We start from the raw sequence: 21912 nt of genomic DNA, 5'->3' as shown, positions 1-21912 counted from the left end.
ACGTCGCTCGATGGCAACCCGCAACGCCGTCAATGAAAATGGCGGCAGATCACGCGACAAAGTCGCGCCACCTGCCGCCATCCTCAAGCGTCGAACCTCCGAACGTCAGTGCACTGCGGCCACATGACGTTCGGCACGCGCCACACCGTGTCCGGCATCGGCATCGCTGCCATCGTCACCGCCATCGTTCGCCGCGCGATCTCCCGGCAGCACCAGCGGCCCCTTACCGGCGAACCGGTCGAGATAGAGATAAATCACCGGCGTGATGTACAGCGTAATCACCTGCGAGAACAACAACCCGCCGACCACCGCCAGCCCCAGCGGCTGACGCAATTCCGCGCCCGCCCCCAAGCCCAATGCAATCGGCAGTGCACCCATCAACGCTGCCAGCGTGGTCATCATGATGGGCCGGAAGCGCAGTGCGCACGCCTGCCGGATCGCCTGATCGGGCGTCATGCCGCCGTTGCGCTGCGCGTCGAGGGCGAAGTCGATCATCATGATGGCGTTCTTCTTCACGATGCCGATCAGCATCAAGATGCCGATCACCGCGATCAACGACAGATCCATGCCGAACAGCCGCAACGTCAGCAACGCGCCAACTGCCGCCGACGGCAACCCCGCCAGAATCGTGAGCGGGTGGATGTAGCTCTCGTAGAGCACGCCAAGCAGCACGTAAATCACGAGCAACGCGCCCACCAGCAACACCACCTGACTCGACTGCGACGCCTGAAACGCCGCCGCATCGCCGCCCCAGCTCGTGATGATGCTCGGCGGGAAGCCGAGTTGACGCTGGAAGCCGACGATCTTCTTCGACGCATCGCCCAGCGCCGCCCCCGGCGCGAGATTGAACGACAGCGTGACTGCCTGCAACTGGCCTTGGTGATTGACTGACACCGGCCCCATTTTGCGTTCCACCGTCGCCACCGCCGACAGCGGCACCAGCGCGCCGCCCTTGCCTCGCACGTAGATCTTGTCGAAGGCGCCCTCGTCGCGACGGTCGTTATCCGCCGCTTGCAGAATCACCTGATAGCTGTCGCTCGGCGTGTAGATCGTCGACACCTGCCGCTCGCCGAACGCGCTATACAACGCGCTGCGAATGTCGCCAATCGCCACACCCAGCGTGTTCGCCTTGTCGCGGTCGATGGTGAGCTGCGCTTGCAGGCCCTTCATCTGCGCATCGGTCGTCACGTCGCGGAAGATCGGGTCGGCGCGCATCAGGTTCATCAGCTTGTCTGACCACACCTGCATCTCACCCGGCTTCACGCTCTGCATCACGTACTGATAGCGGCTCTTGCTCTGCTTGCCGCCCAGTTGCAGGTTCTGCACCGGGTTGAAGTACACGTTCAGCCCCGGCACCTGCTTGACGTCGCGGCGCAGCGTCTCGAGTACCTCGCTCATGTGCGGGCGCTCGCCGTGCGGCTTCAGGTTGATGAACATGCGGCCCTGATTGCTGTCACTGGCCGACACGATCGCCGTATCCACAGCGGGATTCGCGCGAATGATGTCGCCCGCCTGACGCAGCAACGTCGACATCGCCGTGAACGAGATATCCTGCGCACCTTCGGCCGTCACCTGAATCTGACCGATGTCTTCGCTCGGGAAGAAGCCCTTCGGAATCGTGGCGAACAGCACCCCGGTCGCGACAAACGTCGCCCCCGCCGCGCCCATCACCCACTTGCGATTCGCCAAACACCAATCCACGCTGCGAACGTAGCGGTCCTGCACCCACACGAAGCCGTCTTCAAACCATTGCGTGGCGCGCAACCCCAAACCTTCGCTCTGCTCGTGCTTCAGATACCGGCTGCACAGCATCGGAATCAGCGTGAGCGATACGGCGGCGGACACCAGAATTGCCAGCGACACCACCACCGCGAACTCGTGGAACATGAGCCCGATCACGCCCGGCATGAAGAAGATCGGGATGAACACGGCCACCAGCGAAATCGAGATCGACAGAATCGTGAAACCCATTTCGCGCGAGCCGACGAGTGCGGCACGCAGCGGTGGCACGCCGTTCTCGATGTGGCGCACGATGTTCTCGAGCATCACGATGGCGTCGTCCACCACCAGCCCCACCGCCAGCGTGATACCCAGCAGCGAGATGTTGTCGATGGAGTACCCCATGCCTTTCATGAGCGCGACGGTGCCAATCAACGATACCGGCAGCGACATCACCGGGATCATCGTGGCAGCCATCCGGCGCAGGAACAGGAAGATCACGAGCGTGACCAGAATCACCGTGAGCCCCAGCGTGAACTGCACGTCGTCGATCGATTCGCGAATCGACACCGAACGGTCGTTGAGCAGCTTGACCTGAATCGACTGCGGCATCTGCTCGGCCAGACGCGGCAGCGCCGCCTTCACCTGATCGACGGTTGCCACCGTGTTCGCGTTCGGCTGGCGCAGCACGGCCAGCACGATTGAGCGCTCGCCATTGACCCAACTGCCGGTCTTCACCGATTCGACGCTGTCTTGCACTTCGGCCACGTCGCGCAGATAGACCGGGCTGCCGTTCACGCTCGCGATGATCAGGTTCGCGAACTGGTCGGCCTTGGTCATCTGGCGGTTGGCTTCGATGGTCAGCGTCTGGCGGCTGCCGTCGAGCGTACCGACGGGGCTGTTCGCGTTGGCCGAGGCCAGCGCACGGGCCACGTCGTCGAGCGTGAGCTTGCGGGCGGCCAGCGCATCGGGTCGCGCCTTCACGCGTACCGCGAAGCGCTTCTGCCCGAAGATCAGCACCTGCGCCACGCCGGGCAGCGTGGAGAGCGTGGGTGAAACGAGGTTTTCGGCGTAATCGTCGAGTTCGGCCAGCGACATCGACGGCGAATTCATCGCGAGGAAGAGAATTGGCGCGTCGGCCGGATTCACCTTTCGATATGACGGTGGCGTGGTCATCTCCACTGGCAGCTTGCGCTGCGCGCGGAAGAGCGCGGCCTGCACGTCGACGGCGGCCGCGTCGATATCGCGGTCGCTATCGAACTCGATGATGATCGAGGTGGTGCCCTGCGTATTGGTCGAGCTGATGACCGCGACGCCCGCAATCGTCGAGAACTGCTTTTCCATGGGCGCCGCAACCGACGCCGCCATGGTCTCCGGACTCGCCCCGGGCAGCGTCGCCGTGACCTGAATCACCGGCGAGTTGTAGCTCGGCAGGGCAGAGATCGGAATCTGTCCGTAAGCGATCAACCCAGCGACGACCGCTGCCACACACAGCAGAATCGTCATCACCGGCCGACGGATACATAGTTCGGAGAGGTTCATGGCGTGCTCTTCGGCGAGGTGGCGTCAGCAGCGTCAGCGGTATGCACTTCGGTGGACGTGGCGGTTGCCGCATCGGTTGCAGCCTTGTTCGCTTTGGCGCTCGCGGCTTCGCCACCGGCAGCGGCGGCCTTCGTCGCGTCCTTCGCCGGCGTCGTCTGCGGCGTCGCTTCGCCCCCTTCGCGCGAGGCGACCACCGTCACCTTGTTACCGGGCCGCAGATTCTCCGCGCCCTCCTGCACGACGCGTACGCCTGCGGGCACGCCTTCGACGACCGCGAGCTTCGCTTCCACATAGCCGACCTTCACCGGCTTGGCGCTCACCTTCCCGTCTGCGCCAATCACGTAGACGAACTTGCCGTCCGGGCCGGTCTGCACCGCTTGCGGCGGCACTACGCTGGCCTGCTTCAGAATGCGGCCGATCACGGCGATGTTCAGATACATCCCCGGCCACAACTTCGCGTCGCGATTGTCGTATGCCGCCTTCAGGCGAATCGTGCCGGTCTGCGAGTCCACCGCGTTATCGATGAAGCTGAGTTGGCCCGTCGCCGTCATCCCCGTCGTGCCCAGCGTGGCGGTGACCGCCACCGGGCCACCGGCACGCGCCGCCTGCAACTCGGCCAGTGCGCCTTCCGGCAGCGTGAAGCTGATGTCGATCGGATCGAGTTGGGTAATGGTCACGAGCGCCGCGCCGCCCGGCGTCACGAGACTGCCCGGATGCACGTTGATGGCCCCGGTGCGGCCGTCGATACCGGCGCGAATCTGGTTGTAGTCGACCGCGACCTGACTGGCCGAGATGGCCGCACGGTCGGCCGCGACCTGCGCGGTGAGGCTGTCTACGCCGCTCTGCGCCGTATCGAGCGCGCTTTGCGAGACGAAGTGCTCAGCGATCAACTGCTTCGTGCGCGCCAGCGTGCGGCGTGCGTTGGCGAGATCGGCTTCGTCTTTGGTGAGTTGTGCCTGTACCTTCTTGAGGTTGGCCTCGTCCATGCGTGCGTCGAGCGAGAACAGCAGTTGCCCCGCTTTGACGAAGTCGCCTTCCTTGATATGCACCTGACGGATGATGCTGGAGATCTGCGGACGCACTTCGATGGTCTGCCGCGCGGTGACCGTCCCGTTTGCCACCAGCCGCACAGGCACGTCACGTACGTCGACCGTGGCCGCCGTCACCGATGGGGCCAACGCCGCCTTGACCGGCTTCTCGGCCCCGCGCGAACGCAGCCACATACCGGCCCCTGCCACCACTGCGACCGCCAGTACGGCGACCACCCAACGGCGGGGGCGCTTGTTACCCGATTTGTTACCCGAGTTGTTACCCGATTTGCCGTCCGAAGCCGTTTCGCTTGCCGTGGCCGCGCCGTGGCCGGCCTGCTGTTGATGGGCGGCAGCCTTGTCCCCCGCCACCGGCAATGGCCGGCGGGCGTTCTCGTCACTCATCTTCTTCCCCGTTTCCCCATGCGGCGCGATCCGTTCGCCCTGTTCGATCTATTCGATCAATTCGACAGGTCCGATACGCCCATTCAGCACGACAGGCCCCCGCCCGTCCGGCTGCGCCGGTTTCTTCTATTAAAACGGCCGTGGTTTCCCACGGCCGCTCACGTCACCTCAACACCCCTTGTTTTGCTATTCGCCCCGGACCCTGCAAGGTTTCATTCCACCTTCATGCCCGTCAATTCGGGTCTTGCCGGTGGATAGGACAACTTGAGGTCAGTCAGTGCTTGCACCAGCAACTCTGCCACCATCAGATTACGGTGACGTTTCGAGTCGGAAGGCACGATATACCACGGCGCATTTTCCGTCGAGGTCGCCGATAAAGCGGCTTCGTACGCCTTGGTGTATTGCGGCCAGAAGCTGCGTTCCTTGAGGTCGCCCAGCTCGAATTTCCAGTGCTTGTTCGGGTCGTCGATACGCTCTTGCAAGCGCTTGCGCTGCTCCTCGTTCGAGATGTGCAGGAAGCACTTGATGATGGTCGTGTTGTTGTCGACCAGCAGTTGTTCGAAATTGTTGATGTGGGTGTAGCGGCGCTTGCACTCGTCGGCATCGATCCAGTCGTGCACGCGCGTGATCAGCACGTCTTCGTAGTGGCTGCGATTGAAGATGGCCAGCTCGCCCGCAGCGGGCACCACCATGTGCACGCGCCACAGAAAGTCGCGCGCCAGCTCGATCGGTGTGGGCGACTTGAAGTTGGCCACGCGAATGCCCAGCGGGTCCACGTTCTGGAACACGGCGCGAATGGTGCCGTCCTTGCCGCTGGTGTCCATGCCTTGCAGCACGAGCAGCACCCGGTGCTTGCTGTTGGCGTGCAGGATGGTCTGCAACTCGTCGAGCTTCGCGGCCAGCTCGGCCAACCGCTCCTTGTCGTCGTCTTTGCTATCGCCCGAGAACGGTTTGTCGGCCGGATCGTAGTCCGACAGGTCGAGCTTCTTGCCAAACGGTACGCGGTATTTCTCGAACATCGCCAACTCCTTCGTGACAAGCGCACGCCCTTCGGGGCGCCAGAGTGGCAGTATCGCGCAAATTGCGGGGGGGAGAAAAAAAGCCCGATATAAGCGAATCACGCGGGCAGATAAGGCCGGGGAGTGCGAGCAGGACGCGGGAGCGCCGTCCGCAAACGCAAAAGCGCGGCACCGTACCGGCTGCCGCGCTTTTGGCGTGATGCGCTGAACCTTAGGCGCTCATTCAGGCGCTCATTCAGGCGCTCATTCAGGCGCCCAGCTTCTTCTTGAGCAGTTCGTTGACTTGCGCCGGGTTGGCCTTGCCCTTGGTGGCCTTCATCGCCTGACCGACCAGCGCGTTGAACGCCTTTTCCTTACCGGCCCGGAATTCCTCGACCGACTTGGCGTTGGCGGCCAGCACTTCGTCGATGATCTTCTCGATCGCGCCGGTGTCGGTGATCTGCTTCAGGCCCTTCGCTTCGATGAGGCGATCGGCAGCACCGTCGTCGGTGGCGCGCTCTTCCCACATCAGTTGGAAGACTTCCTTGGCGATCTTGTTCGAAATCGTGTTGTCGGCGATACGTGCCAGCAGACCGGCCAACTGCGCGGCCGAGACCGGGCTGGCGTCGATACCGATGTCTTCGCGGTTGAGCAGCGACGACAGCTCGCCCATGATCCAGTTCGCCGCCGGCTTGGCGCTGGCCGCACCGGCCTTGGCCACCACGGCTTCGAAGTAACCCGCCTGCGCCTTCGACTGCGTGAGCACGGCGGCGTCGTATTCCGACAGGCCGTATTGCTCGACAAAGCGCACCTGCATGCCGGCCGGCAGTTCAGGCAGCCCGGCACGCACGCGCTCGATCCATTCGGCATCGATCACGAGCGGCATCAGGTCCGGGTCCGGGAAGTAGCGATAGTCGTGCGCATCTTCCTTGCTGCGCATCGAGCGCGTTTCCTTCTTGTCCGGGTCATACAGACGCGTTTCCTGCACGACCTTGCCGCCATCTTCGATCAGCTCGATCTGACGGCGCACTTCGTACAGAATTGCCTCTTCGAGGAACCGGAACGAGTTCAGGTTCTTGATCTCAGCGCGCGTGCCGAATTCCTTCTGACCGACCGGGCGCACCGACACGTTGGCGTCGCAGCGGAACGAGCCTTCCTGCATGTTACCGTCGCAAATACCCAGCCACACCACCAGACCGTGCAGCGCCTTGGCGTACGCCACGGCTTCCGCTGCGCTGCGCATTTCCGGCTCGGTCACGATTTCCAGCAACGGCGTACCGGCGCGGTTCAGGTCGATGCCCGTCATGCCTGCGAAGTCTTCGTGCAGCGACTTGCCCGCGTCTTCTTCCAGGTGAGCACGCGTGAGCGTCACCACCTTCTCGTAGGCTTCACGCCCCGTGCGGGCATCGGCTTCGACCTGAATCTTCAGCGAGCCGCCCTGCACCACCGGAATCTCGTACTGGCTGATCTGGTAGCCCTTTGGCAGATCGGGGTAGAAGTAATTCTTGCGCGCGAAGATGCTGCGCGGCGCAATGGTCGACCCGATGGCGAGACCGAACTCGATCGCACGCTCGACGGCGCCGCGATTGAGCACGGGCAGCACACCCGGCAGCGCCAGGTCCACCGGACACGCCTGCGTGTTGGGGGCGGCACCGAATTGCGTCGATGCGCCCGAGAAAATCTTGGAAGCGGTGGAGAGCTGTGCGTGCGTCTCCAGACCAATAACGACTTCCCATTGCATAAGGTTCACCCTGTCTCAACTTGTCGGCACGGCGCGCTCGCCCTGCCGTTGCTGCGGATTCGTCACCGGTATCGCGTTGTGCGATGTCTCCGGCAAACGTACCCGCCTGTTCGTCAAATTACCGGCGCGTGCCTGCCGCGCAAATGCCCGAGCGCGGATCGAAGCTCACGGGCCACGCGTTCTCATAGACGCCCGGCGTGCAATACGCCTCGCAGTTCGCATGACCGATCGTCACGTTGCCCGGGTCTTGCCAGATCAGCAGCTTGCAACTGCCGCTGTTCGCGCGCAACTCGATACTCGGGCGCGACTGCGTCTGATGAAAATCCGCCAGATTGAAGTGGCAACTGCCGCGCTTACCCACCCACAAACGCCAGTCGAGTGCCTGCACCTGATTGGCCGACACCTTCAACGTCGCCTGCTCGCGAAAACCGTCTTCATCCGTCTGCGAGCAATAGCCCGACAGATTGATTTCTCGGTACGCAATTGGCGTAGGGCGGCTGAACGGCAGACTACACGACGCGAGCGTGAGCACGGTCGCGGCCAATCCGGCCAGTGCCGCCAGACGGCCCACGCGCTGCATCGTGGCAGCGGGACGCGCACGGTCGCCGGCAGTGCGGGCGAGGGGCGAAGTCACAACGCGCTGGCGGGCCATCGTTATACGCCCGCCGGCGCGCGCTTGTGCCAGTCGGTCGCGCGCTGGAACGCGTCGGCCACTTGCAGCAGGCGGGCTTCGTCGAAGTAGTTACCGATCATTTGCAGGCCGACCGGACGCGATTCGCGGCCCTGTCCCACCGGCAGGCTCATGCCCGGCAGACCGGCCAGACTCACCGACAGCGTGTAGATATCGGCCAGATACATCTGCACCGGGTCGGCGCTCTTCTCGCCGAGGTTCCATGCGACCGACGGCGCCACCGGGCCCATGATCACGTCGCACTGGGCAAACGCGTTCTGGAAGTCCTGCGCGATCAGGCGGCGAATCTTCTGCGCTTGCAGGTAATACGCGTCGTAGTAGCCATGCGACAGCACATACGCGCCCACCAGAATGCGGCGCTTCACTTCGGTGCCGAAACCTTCGGCACGCGACTTCTTGTACATGTCGAGCAGATCGCCGTACTCGGCCGCGCGATGGCCAAAACGCACGCCATCGAAGCGCGACAGGTTCGACGACGCTTCGGCCGGAGCCAGCACGTAATAAACGGGGATCGACAGCTCGGTCTTCGGCAGCGTCACCGGCACGCGCACGGCACCGAGCTTCTCGAATTCGACCAGCGCGTTGTCGATGGCGTCGCGCACGTCGGCGTCGAGCCCTTCACCGAAGTATTCCGCCGGCAGACCGATGCGCAGACCGGCGAGCGGCTTGTCGGCCGTGGCACCGTCAAGCGGCTTGCCCAGACCCCGGGCGAAGTCCTCGTCGGCACGCTCCAGACTGGTGGAATCGCGCGCGTCGAAACCGGCCATGCCGTTCAACATCCACGCGCAGTCTGCCGCGCTATGGCCGAACGGGCCGCCCTGATCGAGCGACGACGCGAAGGCAATCATGCCGTAGCGCGACACGCGGCCGTACGTCGGCTTGATGCCGGTCACACCGCAGAACGCGGCCGGCTGGCGAATCGAGCCGCCGGTGTCCGTACCCGTGGCCACGGGCGCGAGGCGTGCCGCGACGGCCGCCGCCGAACCACCCGACGAACCGCCGGGGACGGCGCGCTTGTCCCACGGGTTTTTCACCGGACCGAAGTACGAGTTTTCGTTCGACGAACCCATCGCGAACTCGTCCATATTGGTCTTGCCGAGCGTGACCATGCCGGCATCGAGCAGACGCTCAACCACGGCCGCGTCGTACGGGCTGACGTAGTTTTCGAGCATGCGCGAACCGGCGGTACTGCGCCAGCCGCGCGTGACGAACACGTCCTTGTGCGCCACGGGAATACCGAGCAGCGGACGGTTGGCACCCTCGCCGGCGGCAATGCGCGCGTCGGCGGCACGGGCCTGCGCGAGGCTGGCTTCGGCGTCGACCTGCACGAAGGCATTGAGGTCAGCGGCGTCGGCGATGCGCGACAGATAGTGTTGCGTGAGCTCGACGCTCGACACGCGCTTGGCGTCGAGCGCAGCGCGCAGGTCCTGCAAATGAATCAGATCTTGTTCCATGGTGGCGGCAATAGAGCACATGAGGGAGTGACGGGGCACGATGGGTGGATAGCGCCAGCGCGCCGCAACGTGTCGCGCGGTGACCGGGCTACCCGGCGCACCGGCGCGCGGCGATCGTCACTCGATAACCTTCGGCACCAGATAAAGGCCGTCCTGAACCGCAGGTGCCGGGCGCTGATTCGCGTCGCGATCGACCACTTCGGTCACGGCATCGGTACGCAGTCGTTGGGCAACTGCTTGAATTTGCTCGATGGGATGCGCGAGGGGAGCGACGCCTGTCGTGTCGACCGATTGCATCTGCTCGACGAGCGCGAAGAAGCCGTTGAGCTCCTTTTCCATGTGAGCCGCCTCGTCATCCGCCAGCTCCAGACGTGCGAGATGGGCGATGCGTTTGACGTCGGAGAGATTCAAAGCCATGAAGAAATCCCGAAAAAATGCGCATTGGAGAGCAGCCGAATGCAGGCCTGACGCCGAAATTAGGGACAGGATGCGGAGAATGCGCGCTCGCTTTGGCGATCACGCGCGGTTTTACTCCGTGCACCGGGCTGCGCAGGAGGGCTGGCACGCCGTGCCACGGGGCTTTCGGCGCGAGGGCCGGGGGAGCCGAATGTGGTGTCAACGTGCTCGTTTTTCCTGCAAAACCTGCGAAATTATAAGGTATCATTGCGCATTAAATTTGCGTCGAAGCGTGTTTTTGCACCCTTCGCCGCTGTCGCGCAGGTGGGCCACGGCAAGTCCGGGGGGCGTGACAGACGATCGCGCAGTCCAGTGGATGACCCTGACGCGACGAATTTACGAAGGCAGCCCCGCCTCCTGCCGGCACAGCATTCCTCGGTTTGTCCGCACGATTCGCGAGCCGCCGCGTGGCGCCTGGCGTTTTTTTTGCGAACAGTCCGGAACCCAGATGACAGGCAGCCGTCCCAGTCACATCCCTTGGGGCGGTCTCACGCAAACACAGGATTTTGCATGTTCGGTTTTCTTCGCAGCTATTTCTCCAACGACCTGGCCATCGACCTCGGCACGGCAAACACTCTGATCTATATGCGCGGCAAGGGCGTCGTCCTCGACGAACCGTCAGTCGTTGCTATTCGTCAGGAAGGTGGTCCGAGCGGTAAGAAGACGATTCAGGCCGTCGGTAAGGAAGCCAAGCAGATGCTTGGCAAAGTACCGGGCAACATCGAGGCGATCCGCCCGATGAAGGATGGCGTTATCGCCGACTTCACGGTCACTGAACAGATGATCAAGCAGTTCATCAAGATGGCGCACGAATCGCGCCTGTTCTCGCCTTCGCCCCGCATCATCATTTGCGTACCGTGCGGTTCGACCCAAGTCGAGCGCCGCGCCATCAAGGAAGCCGCACACGGTGCCGGCGCCTCGCAGGTGTATCTCATTGAAGAGCCGATGGCTGCCGCCATCGGTGCCGGCCTGCCGGTCTCGGAAGCCACGGGCTCGATGGTCGTCGACATCGGCGGCGGCACGACCGAAGTCGGCGTGATCTCGCTGGGCGGCATCGTCTACAAGGGCTCGGTCCGCGTCGGTGGCGACAAGTTCGACGAAGCCATCGTCAATTACATCCGTCGCAACTACGGCATGCTGATCGGCGAACAAACGGCAGAAGCGATCAAGAAAGAGATCGGTTCGGCCTTCCCGGGTTCGGAAGTCAAGGAAATGGAAGTCAAGGGCCGCAACCTGTCGGAAGGCATTCCGCGCGCCTTCACGATTTCCAGCAACGAAATTCTCGAAGCCCTGACCGATCCGCTGAACCAGATCGTGTCGTCGGTGAAGATCGCTCTCGAACAGACGCCGCCGGAACTGGGCGCCGACATCGCCGAGCGCGGCATGATGCTCACGGGCGGTGGCGCACTGCTGCGTGATCTGGATCGCCTGCTCGCCGAAGAAACCGGTCTGCCGGTGCTCGTCGCCGAAGACCCGCTCACGTGCGTGGTGCGTGGCTCGGGCATGGCGCTCGAGCGTATGGACAAGCTCGGCAGCATCTTCTCCTACGAGTAAGCCAACGTGCGTGGTCCGTCGTCCGGCGCGGTGGGGCAACACCATCCACACCCCGCCAGACCGGACGGGCTACGCTGCACTCATACGCGCACGGGGGGCATTGCCATGCCGCCCGGTCGCGCCCGACTGACACCATTCGCGCACCGCAGCGCCTTGCTGCGCGTGCTCCCCTGAAGGGCCCACCATGCAGTACAGTCCGCCGCCACTGTTCAAACAGGGTCCGTCGGCGTTGGCCCGGCTGATCTGTTTTGTCGCGCTCGCCATCGGCCTGCTCGTGGTCGACTCGCACTACAACACGCTTGAGCGAGTGCGCACTGTCGTCGGTACCGCCCTCTATCCCGTGCAGCGCATGATGCTGCTGCCGCGCGATGCCATCCTGAACGTCGCAGGCTTCTTCTCGACGGAAAACCAGCTCACGACCGAGAACGGCACACTGCGCGAGAAAAACCTCGAGCTCGCGGTACAAGCCCAGCGCAACAATCAGCTCGTCGCCGAGAACGAACATTTGCGCCAGTTGCTCACGCTGCGCGAGCGCCTGCCGGTGCCCAGCATTCCCGCCGAAATCGAATACGACACGCGCGACCCGTTCACGCAGCGCGTGGTCATCGATCGCGGCACGAAGCATGGCGTGAAGCTTGGCGCGCCGGTCGTCACCGAGCAGGGCCTGCTCGGTCAGGTCTCGCGGGTGTTCCTGCTCCAAAGCGAAGTGACGCTGCTGACCGACAAAGAACAGGCCGTGCCCGTGCAGGTCACCCGTAGCGGCGTGCACAGCGTGATTTATGGCGGCCTGCGCGGCGACGTGCTCGACCTGCGCTTCATCCCGCTGTCGGCGGACGTGAAGGTCGGCGACGAGATCGCCACCAGCGGTCTGGACGGCATCTACCCGGCCGGTCTGCCCGTGGCGCGCATCACCAAGGTCGATCGCGTCTCGGACACCGCCTTCGCGCGCATCTTGTGCCAGCCGGTCGCCAACCTTCGCAGCCAGCGCCAGGTGCTGGTCCTGCAATACACCACGCCGCTCGCCCTGCATCCGGACGCCGCCGCCGATCTCGCGCGCGCCTCCGATCCGTCGGCCAGCGGTGAAAAGCCCGGCCAAAAGGGCGCCACGCGAGCCGACCCGAAGCGCGCGCCGGCCGTCAAGAAAGGCCATTAAGGAATCGACATGCCACGACCGCAATACATCCTGCTGCCGGTCAATCCGTACTTCATCGCGCTCAGTCTCGTGGTGGCGTTTCTGGTCAACCTGATGCCGTGGGGCCACGCCCCCGCCATGCCCGACTTCGTCGCGCTGGTGCTGATGTTCTGGAACATCCACCAGCCGCGCAAGGTCGGCATGGGCGTGGCGTTCCTCGTCGGCCTGCTCATGGACGTGCACAACGCCGGCTTGCTGGGTGAGCATGCGCTCGCTTACACGCTGCTGTCGTACGGCGCTATCATGATCCACCGCCGGGTGCTGTTTTTCACGCTGCTCGGCCAGGCGTTGACTGTCTTGCCGTTGCTGTTACTTGCCCACGTGGTGCCGTTCATCATCCGGCTCGCCACGGGTGCTGCGTTTCCGGGATGGTGGCCGCTGGCCGCCAGCTTCGTCGAAGCGCTGCTCTGGCCCGTGATCAGTATCCTGCTGCTGGCGCCTCAGAAGCGCGCCGTCGACCGCGACGACACGCGTCCGATCTGATGGGCCGCCACCCGAACGATCGCACCACCATGGCCCGCCCGTACCCGCCAGCATGACCGAGTTCAAGAATCCCCAGCAGCAACTACAGACGTTTCACCTGCGGGTGACGGCGGCCGCGCTCTTTGTGCTGATCTGCTTCAGCCTGCTCGCGGTCCGTTTCGTCTATCTGCAAGTCTTCCGCCACAATCAGTACGCCCTGCAAGCCGACGAAAACCGCGTCTCGCTCGCCCCGATCGTGCCCAACCGCGGTGTGATCATGGACCGCAACGGCGTAGTGCTCGCGCGTAACTACTCCGCCTACACGCTGGAAATCACGCCGTCGAAGATCGGCCGTCCGCTCGAAGATCTGATTACCGATCTGTCCGACGTGATCGACATCACGCCACGCGACCGCGCCCGCTTCAAGAAGCTGATGGACGACAGCAAGAGCTTCGAGAGCCTGCCGATCCGCACGCGCCTGACCGATGACGAAGTCGCCCGCTTCACCGCACAACGCTTCCGCTTCCCCGGGGTCGACGTGCACGCACGTCTGTTCCGGCAATATCCGCTGGGAGAGACCGCCGCGCACGTGATCGGCTACATCGGCCGCATCTCGCTACGCGATCGCCAGCGCATCGAGGCGATGAGCGACGAGAACGACAGCGATAGCGCGAAGTACGACATCCGCCGCGACGTGAACAACTACAAGGGCACGGACTACGTCGGCAAGATCGGCGTGGAACAGAGCTACGAGACGCAGTTGCACGGCATCACAGGCTTCGAAGAAATCGAAGTGACCGCCGGCGGCCGGCCGGTGCGTACGATCTCGCGCACGCCTGCCACGCCGGGCGACAACCTGGTGCTGTCCATCGACATCAAGCTCCAGCAGGTCGCCGAGCAGGCGTTTGCCGGACGGCGCGGTGCCGTGGTCGCGATCGAGCCGAAGACCGGCGACGTGCTCGCCTTCGTCTCTGCGCCAAGCTTCGATCCGAACATGTTCGTCGAAGGCATCGATCAGCAGAACTGGGACGCCCTGAACAACTCGGCCGACCGGCCGCTGCTCAACCGTCCGCTGCGCGGCACCTACCCGATCGGTTCCACCTACAAGCCGTTCATGGCGCTCGCGGCCCTGACGCTGGGCAAGCGCACGACCAACTGGGGCTTTCAGGACACGGGCTCGTTCACGCTCGGCAACCACACGTTCCGCAACGACGTGCGCAACGGTCAGGGCTGGATCGACATGTACCGCTCGATCGTGGTGTCGAACGACACCTATTACTACATGCTCGCGCACGACCTCGGCGTGAACGCGATCCACGACTTCATGAAGCCGCTCGGCTTCGGCCAGCTGACCGGCATCGACATCGAAGGCGAAGCGCGCGGCATCCTGCCCTCGACCGAGTGGAAGCGCAAAGCCTACAAAACGGCTGCGCAGCAGAAGTGGTACGACGGCGAGACGATCAGTCTGGGCATCGGTCAGGGCTACAACTCGTTCACGATTCTGCAACTCGCCCACGCCACGGCCACGCTGGCCAACGACGGCGTGGTGATGAAGCCTCACCTCGTGAAGGCGGTGGAAGACCCCGTGTCGCACTCGCGCCAGCTCACCGTGCCGCACGAGAGCGCGCGTCTGCCGTACAAGCAGGCCGACATCGACTTCGTCAAACGCGCGATGGTCGGTGTGATCAAGGAAGGCACGGGCCGTCAGGCATTCGCTGGTGCGCCGTACGACGCCGGCGGCAAGACCGGTACGGCGCAGGTGTACTCGCTGGGCAAGAACGAGAAGTACAACCACAACGCGATTCCGGAGTTCAAGCGCGACCACGCGCTGTTCATCGCCTTCGCACCTGCCGAAAATCCGAAGATCGCCATCGCGCTGATCGTGGAGAACGCCGGTTGGGGTGGCGCGCAGGCCGGTCCGGTGGCGCGCCGTCTGCTCGACTACTACCTCGTGGACGAACCGAAGGAGCGCGCTGCCGAGGCGGCCGCGCTGCAAGCCGGGGCGTCGGTACCGGGCGCCGCGTCCGGCGTCGCGGGCACGGGCGTGTCGGCTGCGCCTGACGCACCGCCCGCCAGCGCCGCCGAACTGGGGCTGCGTGCTGCGGCGGGCTACGGCCCGGCCAATCCGGCCACGACGACCGTCCCGCGCGTTGCGCCGGGTGCCGCAGGCGTTGCCTCGGCAGCCGTCGCCGGCGCGGCACAGCCGGCCGGTGGCAAAGCGTCGGCACCGAGTGCCGCAAACGCTGCCAAAGCACCACCCGCACCGCCAACGCCACAACGTCAGCCTGCCGTGAGCCCGACCGTTGCCGACGAAGCCCGCCATCGCGCGGCGATCCGTGCACAAAGCGCGCAAGGAGGAACGCCATGATGGCGCTCGACAAACATACGTGGAAAGAACAGGTCAAGCGCCTGTTCGTCGCCTTCGACAAGCCGCTCGCGCTGATCGTGTTCCTGTTGCTGTGCGTGGGACTCGTCACGCTCTACAGCGCCAGCATCGACGTGCCCGGGCGCGTCGAAGACCAGATCCGCAACATCGTGCTGACATTCATCCTGATGTGGGTGCTCGCGATGATGCCCACCCAAACGCTGATGAAGTTTGCCGTGCCGCTCTACACCGCCGGGGTGGCGTTGCTCATTGCCGTCGCCATGTTCGGCCTGACGAAGAAGGGTGCTAAGCGCTGGCTGAACGTCGGCATGGTGATCCAGCCGTCCGAGATCATGAAGATCGCCATGCCGCTGATGCTGGCGTGGTACTTCCAGAAACGCGAAGGCAACATTCGCTGGTTCGATTATCTGGCCGCGCTTGCGCTGCTCGGCGTGCCGGTGGGCCTGATCGCCAAGCAGCCCGACCTGGGCACCGGCCTGCTGGTGGCCGCCGCCGGGCTGTACGTGATTTATCTGGCCGGGTTGTCGTGGAAGCTGATTCTGCCGGTGCTCATCGCCGGCATCATCGGCATTGGCACAATCCTCGCGCTGGAAGACAAAATTTGTCAGCCCGACGTCGAGTGGCACATCCTGCACGACTACCAGAAGCACCGCGTGTGCACGCTGCTCGACCCGACGTCCGACCCGCTGGGCAAGGGCTTCCACACGATTCAGTCGGTGATCGCCATCGGCTCGGGCGGCACCATGGGCAAAGGCTGGCTCAAGGGCACGCAGGCCCATTTGGAATTCATTCCCGAGAAGCACACCGACTTCATCTTCGCCGTGTTCGCCGAGGAGTTCGGATTGATCGGCGAAGGCGTGCTGATTCTGCTGTATCTGCTGCTGGTCGCGCGCGGGCTGATGATTGCCGCGTCGGGCGCCACGCTGTTCGGCCGCTTGCTCGCGGGCGCGGTGACGATGATCTTCTTCACCTACGCCTTCGTGAACATGGGCATGGTGAGCGGCATTCTGCCTGTGGTGGGCGTGCCGCTGCCGTTCATGAGTTACGGCGGTACGGCGCTCGTGACCCTGGGTCTCGGCATTGGCATTCTGATGAGTGTCGCGCGCGAGAAGCGATTGATGCAGAGCTGACGGCGCTCAACGTCCCCTTCACACCGATGCGCTGATACCCGCTCAGCGTGTCGTCACAACAACGGCAGAGCCTTCGCTCTGCCGTTTGTTTTTCATCGTCCGCTCACCGGCCTGACGATGAGCGTTATCTGCGAGTCGCTGGTATGCGCATCGCGTAAAACCGAATCTGATCCTGCACGGCCCGACGCGAAACCCTTGCCAGCGGCACCCGGAACACCGGTGTCTCTCGCGGGACAGCGTGCGCGTGCGTCCCATTGGAAGAGGAGATTACGTCATGTCAAATACGCTGCACTCGGTTGCCAACAAGTCATCTGCGACGTTGGAGTACCTGAAAACGGAAGCCTTCGATACGCAAGACCTTCGCGTCGGCATCCGCAAGGACGGTTCGCTCACGATCTACAAGGGCATGCAGTACTTGCTGCATCCGAAGGAAACGCATCGGGCGCTGAAATTTCTCAAGCAGAACCAGTTTTGCGAGAGCGCGAAATCGACGCTCCAGCAAGACTCGCTACGCCTGAGCAAGCCCGCCACGCAGGACCTGATCATGACCTTGCGAACGCATTGCGATTCTTATTCCCCGCCGCCCGCGCAAGCACGCAAATCATCGGTGATGCACCGCCCCCGGTCCGCCAGTGCACCGGCGTTGGCGAGCCCAAAGCACATCACACCGGATGCGCGAGCCCGTGCCGGCAGCATTGGCACCTCCACCATACCCAACAAAGCTGACTGGGGCCTGTTGCCGGAGATCATGGCGGAGCTCGCGCGCAGTCCCGGCGATACGCCGCCGCTGCCGCCGAAAATGAATCGCGAGGCGTTGCGCAACGGTGTTGAAGCCGCACGTGCGCGCGCGGCCGGCATGGGCGCTCCGGCCGTGCCGATTGCGGCACCGCGTCGTTCGCCGGGTGCGGTGCCGGTCGCGATCGCAGCAACGCTCGGGCGTCCCACGCCAATGCCGCGCAACGCATCGCTGCCCGACGTCACCACGGCGGCGCAACCTCCCAAGCCGAAACCCCGCACTGACATCGTGCGCAGCGCCACGTTTTCGGCAGCGAGTCAGAACACTGTCCGTGCTGCACGTGCCGCACGTGCCCTGCAAACGAATCAGCCCCTCACCTTCGTAGAACAATTGCAGCAACAGTCTGGGTTCAATTCGGGTCTGCTCAGGCAAATGCTCGCGAACCGCGGTCTCTGATCCAGCGTAGTGTCCACCGGCCCCGACTGTCCGGCGTTGTCCGGACCACCGGGGCCAACCTGCGCGATGAGCCGCAGCGCAACGATCAGAATCTCGTTGACGACGGCACGTTGACGCGGCGACGAGAACGGCTCGGGCAACGCGAAGTGCGCCGGGTGGATATACGACACCGGGTCGAACATCATCATTCGCCAGTTGACCGCGATCGCACTGGGCGACTCGCGCAGGCAGGGCTTGCCCGCGGGCGTCAGGGTCATGGCAGGTCCTCCAGCGTCGGGAATGGGCGTTGCCTTGCCGCCCGCGAACGCGCACGCGTCAGCATGCCGATGCCGGCCACGACGGCGAAAGCGAGCAGCAGCGCGAGCAACCCCGTTGTCCAGTACCCGGACCCGGCGTTGTCGTGGCTCACCGGCGCCTTGGCTGGCACATCGATGGCGGCCGGTTGCGGCGAAAGCACCACTGAGATGTTTTCGTAGCGCACGTCGTCGATGCTGTTCTTCAGAAAGCGCTTCACATCGTTGATGAGCGCAGTCGCATCCACGTCGTTCTGATAGATCGCGACCGCAGCAATGTGAGGGGCCGATTGCCCCTGGTCTGCGGCGAGACCTTCTACGTCGTAGCTCACGTGAACGCGCGCGGCCAGCACGCCACGCATGAGACGCAGCGACTGTTCAAGCCGTTGTTCGATGGCCGAATACAATCGCGCGCGCTCGGCGCGCGGCGACGCCACCAGCGCGTCGGGCGGAAACATCTGGGCGATCTCCACACGCGGGCGCGACGGCAGGTCGTAGGTCTTGAGCCAGTCGACGGCGGATGGGAAGTCGTTCGCGTCGACTCGGATCGCGTAGCCCGCCTTGCCGGCATCGACCTTTTCCGCCGCAATGTCGTGACGAAGCAGCACCGCCGCGACTTCGTTGGCCTGCTGCTGGTCGAGCGACGTGAGCAACATCTCGCCGCGCCGGCAACCGGCCAGCAGCATGAGTGCACACACGACGAGGACGTAGCGATGCTTCACCTTAATAACGCCTCCACGGCCCCGACGACCTTGCGGGCAAGCGTGGACGTCATCGACACATCCAGGCTGTATTGCGCCAGCCGGGCCTGCATGGCGTTCATGGCCACGAGGTCGGTCGGGTCGATCCGGTGGACGTCATCGGCAATCTGCGTGCGATCGGCTTCGAATCGGGCGGACATGTCGGCGGCGGCGCGCAGGAAGCGCGACGCCAGCGAATCGCCGGTGTCGGGTTGACCGGCGATCACCGATGTCGAAGTATCGGCAGTGGAAAACACCGGGGGCGCCGTGGGGCGCGATGGTGGCGAGAGTGCCGTGGGAGCGGTCGACATGGGGGGCTCGCTGGATGAAGGGCAAAGGGCAGAAGACGGACGATGCAGACGGTGGTGAGGCGCGCGACGTCAGAACTTCTGGATGATGCCGGCGGCGGTATCGCGCCAAGTCTTGACGGAGGCGGATTGCGCGCTCTGCACCAGCGTGTACTCCCCGAGCACGGCTTGATATTTGGCAAGTGTCTGCGCATCGCTGGCGTCGCCCTGAATGGCCGCGAGCGCATCGTCGACGCGCTGCTTCAGCGTCCTGGCCTTTTCGTCGAACGATGCCGATATCTTCTCGAGCGATCGCAGATCGTCGGGTGCATTGATGGTGGTCATGACGTCTCCTTGGCGGCTGGCTCCCGGTCGCTGCCGGTCACTGCCGCTTACTGCTTACTGTCGGTTAACAAACTGCCACTGATGTGGCCCCTCTTTGATGTAGGCCATCGTGCCGTAGGCGTACGATTTCTGCCCCGTCCAGTCGTCGCGCAAATCAACGTTGAAGCGCACGAGCTTGGTCCCCCAGCGCTTGGCAAAGCTCTGCATGAAGCTGTACAGCCGGCGCAGTTGCACGTCGTCGAGTTCAGCACTGATGTGAAATGTCACGCCCTCGGGGGTATCGGTGCGCAGAAACGGCACCATCTGGCGCTTGAGCGCGTCTTCGGCCTCGTTACTGGCGTCCGCTTCGTCGTGCGGCACGATGCTCACCCGCTTCGCGTAGGGCATCTTTTCGTGCAGCAGGCTGCGGAACTGTGTGGCCTCGTGTTCCGAGAGCCGGAAATGCTGCTTGCCGACCCAGAGTTCGGGCGCCGCCGGATCGTCGAAATACAGCTTGAAGTAAGGGACCTGATTACGCGAGGCGTCGATCCACTGCGTGATGCGCTCGTTCTCTTCGTCGAGTGCGAGCACGACCAGCCCCTCGCGCTGGATCACGGCAGCACCGAGGATGCGTGTCAGGGACAGACGCTGTGCGCTGTCTTCCGTGAGCACGTACATCATGCCGTCGGTGCCCGGCAGCACCTGTGCACGGCCGCCGATCGTCTCCAGATACTCGGCAATGCCTTCGGCTTGACGTTGCGGCGCGCTACGGACGTAGAACCAAACGCCGCCTGCGAGGACCGCGAGCAGCAATGTGCCCCAGAACATCTGTTGCCAGCGGCGGCGCCCGACCGAGTGCTGTACCGCGTCGGATGGGCCACGTTGGGCGCACATGCTGCGCGAGACGTGCGTCGACCAAGGTTCATTCACGCGCCTGACACCGATGCACACGTCTCCGATCTCCGCGATCTGGGTCGCGTCGATAGCGACCTCTCTGCCCGCCACGTCACTCAACACTCTGACGAAGAGACCCGGGCGGTCGTCGTGATCGACGAGTACCTCGAAGTTGTCACCCTCGCCATCCATCGGCACGTAAATGGCGTTCGGCGGCATATCCGCTTGCCAGCCGCGGTCGACGGCCGGATCACTCGGGCCGATGACGAATAGCGTGACACCCTCGGTCAGCGTGAACTCGCAACCACGCATCGGCCCGGTGAGCAGCCGCAATACGGCACTGTGCTGCACGCTTTCGATCGCATCCGTCGAAGTGTCTGGCGCCATCGATTCTTCGCAAACGGGCAGCGTGTGCGGTCGGTGCGGGTCGGCAACCCCCGCGAAGTCCTCCGCGACCTGCGGCGTTCGCGCTCCTTATGAGTAACATCGTTGACGCCGATGCTACTGACGCTAAGCCGACGAGTCCTGATGGGATTCTTCTTAAATCTCCCGACAGTGATCATGATTTGCAGACGCGACTTGGCGACCACGTGCGGCGTGGCTCGCGATGTCGGAAGTGAGATGTGAGGGCTTGGGGAGGCGTGGGAGGCGTGGGAGGCGTGAGGGCGTCAGTTCGGGCGGTCAGCGGGTAGACGCCGCGCTACCCGGCGCGCCCTGCCGCTTGAAGGCATCGAGTTTGCCCTGCGCAGCAACATCCCCCTGCGCAGCGGCTTTCTCGTACCAGAAGCGGGCCTGATTGAGATCGGGAGTGACGACACCGTAGCCGCGCTCGTAGTAGCTAGCCACGATGTATTGCGACGGCAGATCGCCACCCTTTGCCGCTTTTTCGTACCAGCCGAAGGCGATCTTGTAATCCTTGGGCACGCCACGACCGATGAAGTACTCGTTGGCAATGGCCGCCTGCGCCTGCACGTGGCCTTGCTTGGCGGCCTTCTCGTACCAGTGGTTGGCCTGTGGAATCGACTTGTCCACGACGTAGCCATCGTCGTACATCTTGCCGTACACGTACTGTGCCTGCGTCATGCCGGCGTTGGCCGCCCGATCAAGCCATTGCACGGCCCCCTGCGGATCGGGGGTGCCGCCCTCGCCTGCGAGCAACATCATCGCGTAGTCGAACTGGGCCAGCCGGTTGCCCTGCTGCGCGGCCCGGCGAAACTCATCGAGCGCCTGTGTCTGCTGACCCGCCTCATAGTCATGGACTGCCCGGTCGGTGAGTGCCTGCGCGGGGGCCTGCGCCGCCGCCACCGCATAGGGAATCGATTGGCACGCAACGCTCACTAGCGCGAGCGTGGTGCTGGCGAGCAGCCAGCGCATGGCGTAAGACGTCGACATGAGGTACCTCCGGGGACGGGCACGCGCCTATT

General features: G+C 64.0%; 19 protein-coding genes. 6 read left to right on the top strand and 13 right to left on the bottom strand.

The genetic code is table 11. The annotated features are described in order from the left end of the window. Window positions 1–105: 105 nt before the first annotated feature. The 7 genes from AT302_RS00965 to gatC all read right to left on the bottom strand — a co-directional run bounded on the left by AT302_RS00965 (window position 106) and on the right by gatC (window position 9995). The gene (locus tag AT302_RS00965) at window positions 106–3261 is read right to left on the bottom strand and encodes an efflux RND transporter permease subunit (protein ID WP_084655960.1); all 3156 of its coding nucleotides are present in this window, start codon (window positions 3259–3261) and stop codon (window positions 106–108) included. Continuing rightward, window positions 3258–4694, bottom strand: a complete 1437-nt coding sequence (locus AT302_RS00960) for an efflux RND transporter periplasmic adaptor subunit (RefSeq protein WP_064675015.1) — start codon at window positions 4692–4694, stop codon at window positions 3258–3260. Before AT302_RS00960 ends, AT302_RS00965 begins: the two co-directional genes overlap by 4 nt. A 212-nt stretch (window positions 4695–4906) precedes the next feature. Then, a complete protein-coding gene (locus AT302_RS00955) occupies window positions 4907–5713 on the bottom strand; it encodes a polyphosphate kinase 2 family protein (protein WP_058376798.1) in 807 nt (268 codons plus the stop codon). 247 nt (window positions 5714–5960) lie between these two features. Beyond that, on the bottom strand, window positions 5961–7433 hold the full coding sequence (gene gatB, locus AT302_RS00950) for an Asp-tRNA(Asn)/Glu-tRNA(Gln) amidotransferase subunit GatB (protein WP_058376797.1): 1473 nt from the start codon (window positions 7431–7433) through the stop codon (window positions 5961–5963). A 118-nt stretch (window positions 7434–7551) separates the two neighbouring features. Then, window positions 7552–8013, bottom strand: a complete 462-nt coding sequence (locus tag AT302_RS00945) for a hypothetical protein (RefSeq protein WP_058380012.1) — start codon at window positions 8011–8013, stop codon at window positions 7552–7554. Window positions 8014–8087: 74 nt separating this feature from the next. Further along, the gene (gatA, locus tag AT302_RS00940) at window positions 8088–9578 is read right to left on the bottom strand and encodes an Asp-tRNA(Asn)/Glu-tRNA(Gln) amidotransferase subunit GatA (RefSeq protein WP_157125647.1); all 1491 of its coding nucleotides are present in this window, start codon (window positions 9576–9578) and stop codon (window positions 8088–8090) included. Window positions 9579–9695: 117 nt separating this feature from the next. Further along, window positions 9696–9995 carry an Asp-tRNA(Asn)/Glu-tRNA(Gln) amidotransferase subunit GatC gene (gene gatC, locus AT302_RS00935; protein ID WP_058376796.1) on the bottom strand — a complete coding sequence of 100 codons (300 nt, stop codon included), beginning with the start codon at window positions 9993–9995 and terminating at the stop codon, window positions 9696–9698. 549 nt (window positions 9996–10544) lie between these two features. Between gatC and AT302_RS00930 the strand changes: the two genes are divergently transcribed. The 6 genes from AT302_RS00930 to AT302_RS00905 all read left to right on the top strand — a co-directional run bounded on the left by AT302_RS00930 (window position 10545) and on the right by AT302_RS00905 (window position 17950). After that, on the top strand, window positions 10545–11588 hold the full coding sequence (locus tag AT302_RS00930; RefSeq protein ID WP_010805637.1) for a rod shape-determining protein: 1044 nt from the start codon (window positions 10545–10547) through the stop codon (window positions 11586–11588). A gap of 184 nt (window positions 11589–11772) precedes the next feature. After that, complete coding sequence (mreC, locus tag AT302_RS00925; protein ID WP_058376795.1) at window positions 11773–12741, top strand: rod shape-determining protein MreC; 969 nt, start codon at window positions 11773–11775, stop codon at window positions 12739–12741. 9 nt (window positions 12742–12750) lie between these two features. Continuing rightward, window positions 12751–13263, top strand: a complete 513-nt coding sequence (gene mreD, locus AT302_RS00920) for a rod shape-determining protein MreD (protein WP_058376794.1) — start codon at window positions 12751–12753, stop codon at window positions 13261–13263. 52 nt (window positions 13264–13315) lie between these two features. Then, window positions 13316–15610: a penicillin-binding protein 2 gene (gene mrdA, locus AT302_RS00915; RefSeq protein WP_058376793.1), complete on the top strand. Its 2295-nt coding sequence runs from the start codon at window positions 13316–13318 to the stop codon at window positions 15608–15610. Further along, a complete protein-coding gene (gene rodA, locus AT302_RS00910) occupies window positions 15610–16758 on the top strand; it encodes a rod shape-determining protein RodA (protein ID WP_058376792.1) in 1149 nt (382 codons plus the stop codon). The genes mrdA and rodA overlap by 1 nt, the downstream gene beginning before the upstream one ends. Window positions 16759–17032: 274 nt before the next feature. Then, on the top strand, window positions 17033–17950 hold the full coding sequence (locus AT302_RS00905; protein WP_058376791.1) for a hypothetical protein: 918 nt from the start codon (window positions 17033–17035) through the stop codon (window positions 17948–17950). On the opposite strand, the gene AT302_RS28385 is transcribed toward AT302_RS00905, so the two are convergent. From AT302_RS28385 to AT302_RS00880, 6 genes are all read right to left on the bottom strand, one after another. After that, window positions 17860–18132 carry a hypothetical protein gene (locus tag AT302_RS28385; RefSeq protein WP_407668855.1) on the bottom strand — a complete coding sequence of 91 codons (273 nt, stop codon included), beginning with the start codon at window positions 18130–18132 and terminating at the stop codon, window positions 17860–17862. The genes AT302_RS00905 and AT302_RS28385 overlap by 91 nt on opposite strands. Window positions 18133–18203: 71 nt before the next feature. Further along, a complete protein-coding gene (locus AT302_RS00900) occupies window positions 18204–18965 on the bottom strand; it encodes an EscJ/YscJ/HrcJ family type III secretion inner membrane ring protein (protein WP_218918981.1) in 762 nt (253 codons plus the stop codon). Continuing rightward, on the bottom strand, window positions 18962–19294 hold the full coding sequence (gene sctI, locus AT302_RS00895; protein WP_058376790.1) for a type III secretion system inner rod subunit SctI: 333 nt from the start codon (window positions 19292–19294) through the stop codon (window positions 18962–18964). Before sctI ends, AT302_RS00900 begins: the two co-directional genes overlap by 4 nt. A gap of 69 nt (window positions 19295–19363) precedes the next feature. Further along, window positions 19364–19615 carry a type III secretion system needle filament subunit SctF gene (sctF, locus tag AT302_RS00890; RefSeq protein WP_058376789.1) on the bottom strand — a complete coding sequence of 84 codons (252 nt, stop codon included), beginning with the start codon at window positions 19613–19615 and terminating at the stop codon, window positions 19364–19366. Window positions 19616–19669: 54 nt separating this feature from the next. Continuing rightward, entirely contained in the window at window positions 19670–20875 is a 1206-nt protein-coding gene (locus AT302_RS00885) for a PrgH/EprH family type III secretion apparatus protein (protein ID WP_058376788.1), read from the bottom strand. Window positions 20876–21169: 294 nt separating this feature from the next. Then, a complete protein-coding gene (locus AT302_RS00880; protein WP_157125646.1) occupies window positions 21170–21880 on the bottom strand; it encodes a tetratricopeptide repeat protein in 711 nt (236 codons plus the stop codon). Window positions 21881–21912: the final 32 nt, after the last annotated feature.

It is taken from the genome of Pandoraea norimbergensis (assembly GCF_001465545.3).
Classification (GTDB): Bacteria; Pseudomonadota; Gammaproteobacteria; order Burkholderiales; family Burkholderiaceae; genus Pandoraea; species Pandoraea norimbergensis.
This window is presented reverse-complemented; position numbering and strand designations above follow the sequence as displayed.

Excerpts from the sequence above, each read along its gene's own strand:
- AT302_RS28385 (WP_407668855.1), bottom strand. The coding sequence starts at position 18,132 with ATGTTCGACCCGGTGTCGTATATCCACCCGGCGCACTTCGCGTTGCCC.
- AT302_RS00945 (WP_058380012.1), bottom strand. The coding sequence starts at position 8,013 with ATGCAGCGCGTGGGCCGTCTGGCGGCACTGGCCGGATTGGCCGCGACC.
- mreD (WP_058376794.1), top strand. The coding sequence starts at position 12,751 with ATGCCACGACCGCAATACATCCTGCTGCCGGTCAATCCGTACTTCATC.
- gatC (WP_058376796.1), bottom strand. The coding sequence starts at position 9,995 with ATGGCTTTGAATCTCTCCGACGTCAAACGCATCGCCCATCTCGCACGT.
- AT302_RS00955 (WP_058376798.1), bottom strand. The coding sequence starts at position 5,713 with ATGTTCGAGAAATACCGCGTACCGTTTGGCAAGAAGCTCGACCTGTCG.
- AT302_RS00930 (WP_010805637.1), top strand. The coding sequence starts at position 10,545 with ATGTTCGGTTTTCTTCGCAGCTATTTCTCCAACGACCTGGCCATCGAC.
- AT302_RS00880 (WP_157125646.1), bottom strand. The coding sequence starts at position 21,880 with ATGTCGACGTCTTACGCCATGCGCTGGCTGCTCGCCAGCACCACGCTC.
- rodA (WP_058376792.1), top strand. The coding sequence starts at position 15,610 with ATGGCGCTCGACAAACATACGTGGAAAGAACAGGTCAAGCGCCTGTTC.
- AT302_RS00965 (WP_084655960.1), bottom strand. The coding sequence starts at position 3,261 with ATGAACCTCTCCGAACTATGTATCCGTCGGCCGGTGATGACGATTCTG.
- gatA (WP_157125647.1), bottom strand. The coding sequence starts at position 9,578 with ATGGAACAAGATCTGATTCATTTGCAGGACCTGCGCGCTGCGCTCGAC.
- AT302_RS00885 (WP_058376788.1), bottom strand. The coding sequence starts at position 20,875 with ATGGCGCCAGACACTTCGACGGATGCGATCGAAAGCGTGCAGCACAGT.
- mrdA (WP_058376793.1), top strand. The coding sequence starts at position 13,316 with ATGACCGAGTTCAAGAATCCCCAGCAGCAACTACAGACGTTTCACCTG.
- AT302_RS00960 (WP_064675015.1), bottom strand. The coding sequence starts at position 4,694 with ATGAGTGACGAGAACGCCCGCCGGCCATTGCCGGTGGCGGGGGACAAG.
- AT302_RS00905 (WP_058376791.1), top strand. The coding sequence starts at position 17,033 with ATGTCAAATACGCTGCACTCGGTTGCCAACAAGTCATCTGCGACGTTG.
- gatB (WP_058376797.1), bottom strand. The coding sequence starts at position 7,433 with ATGCAATGGGAAGTCGTTATTGGTCTGGAGACGCACGCACAGCTCTCC.
- sctF (WP_058376789.1), bottom strand. The coding sequence starts at position 19,615 with ATGACCACCATCAATGCACCCGACGATCTGCGATCGCTCGAGAAGATA.
- sctI (WP_058376790.1), bottom strand. The coding sequence starts at position 19,294 with ATGTCGACCGCTCCCACGGCACTCTCGCCACCATCGCGCCCCACGGCG.
- mreC (WP_058376795.1), top strand. The coding sequence starts at position 11,773 with ATGCAGTACAGTCCGCCGCCACTGTTCAAACAGGGTCCGTCGGCGTTG.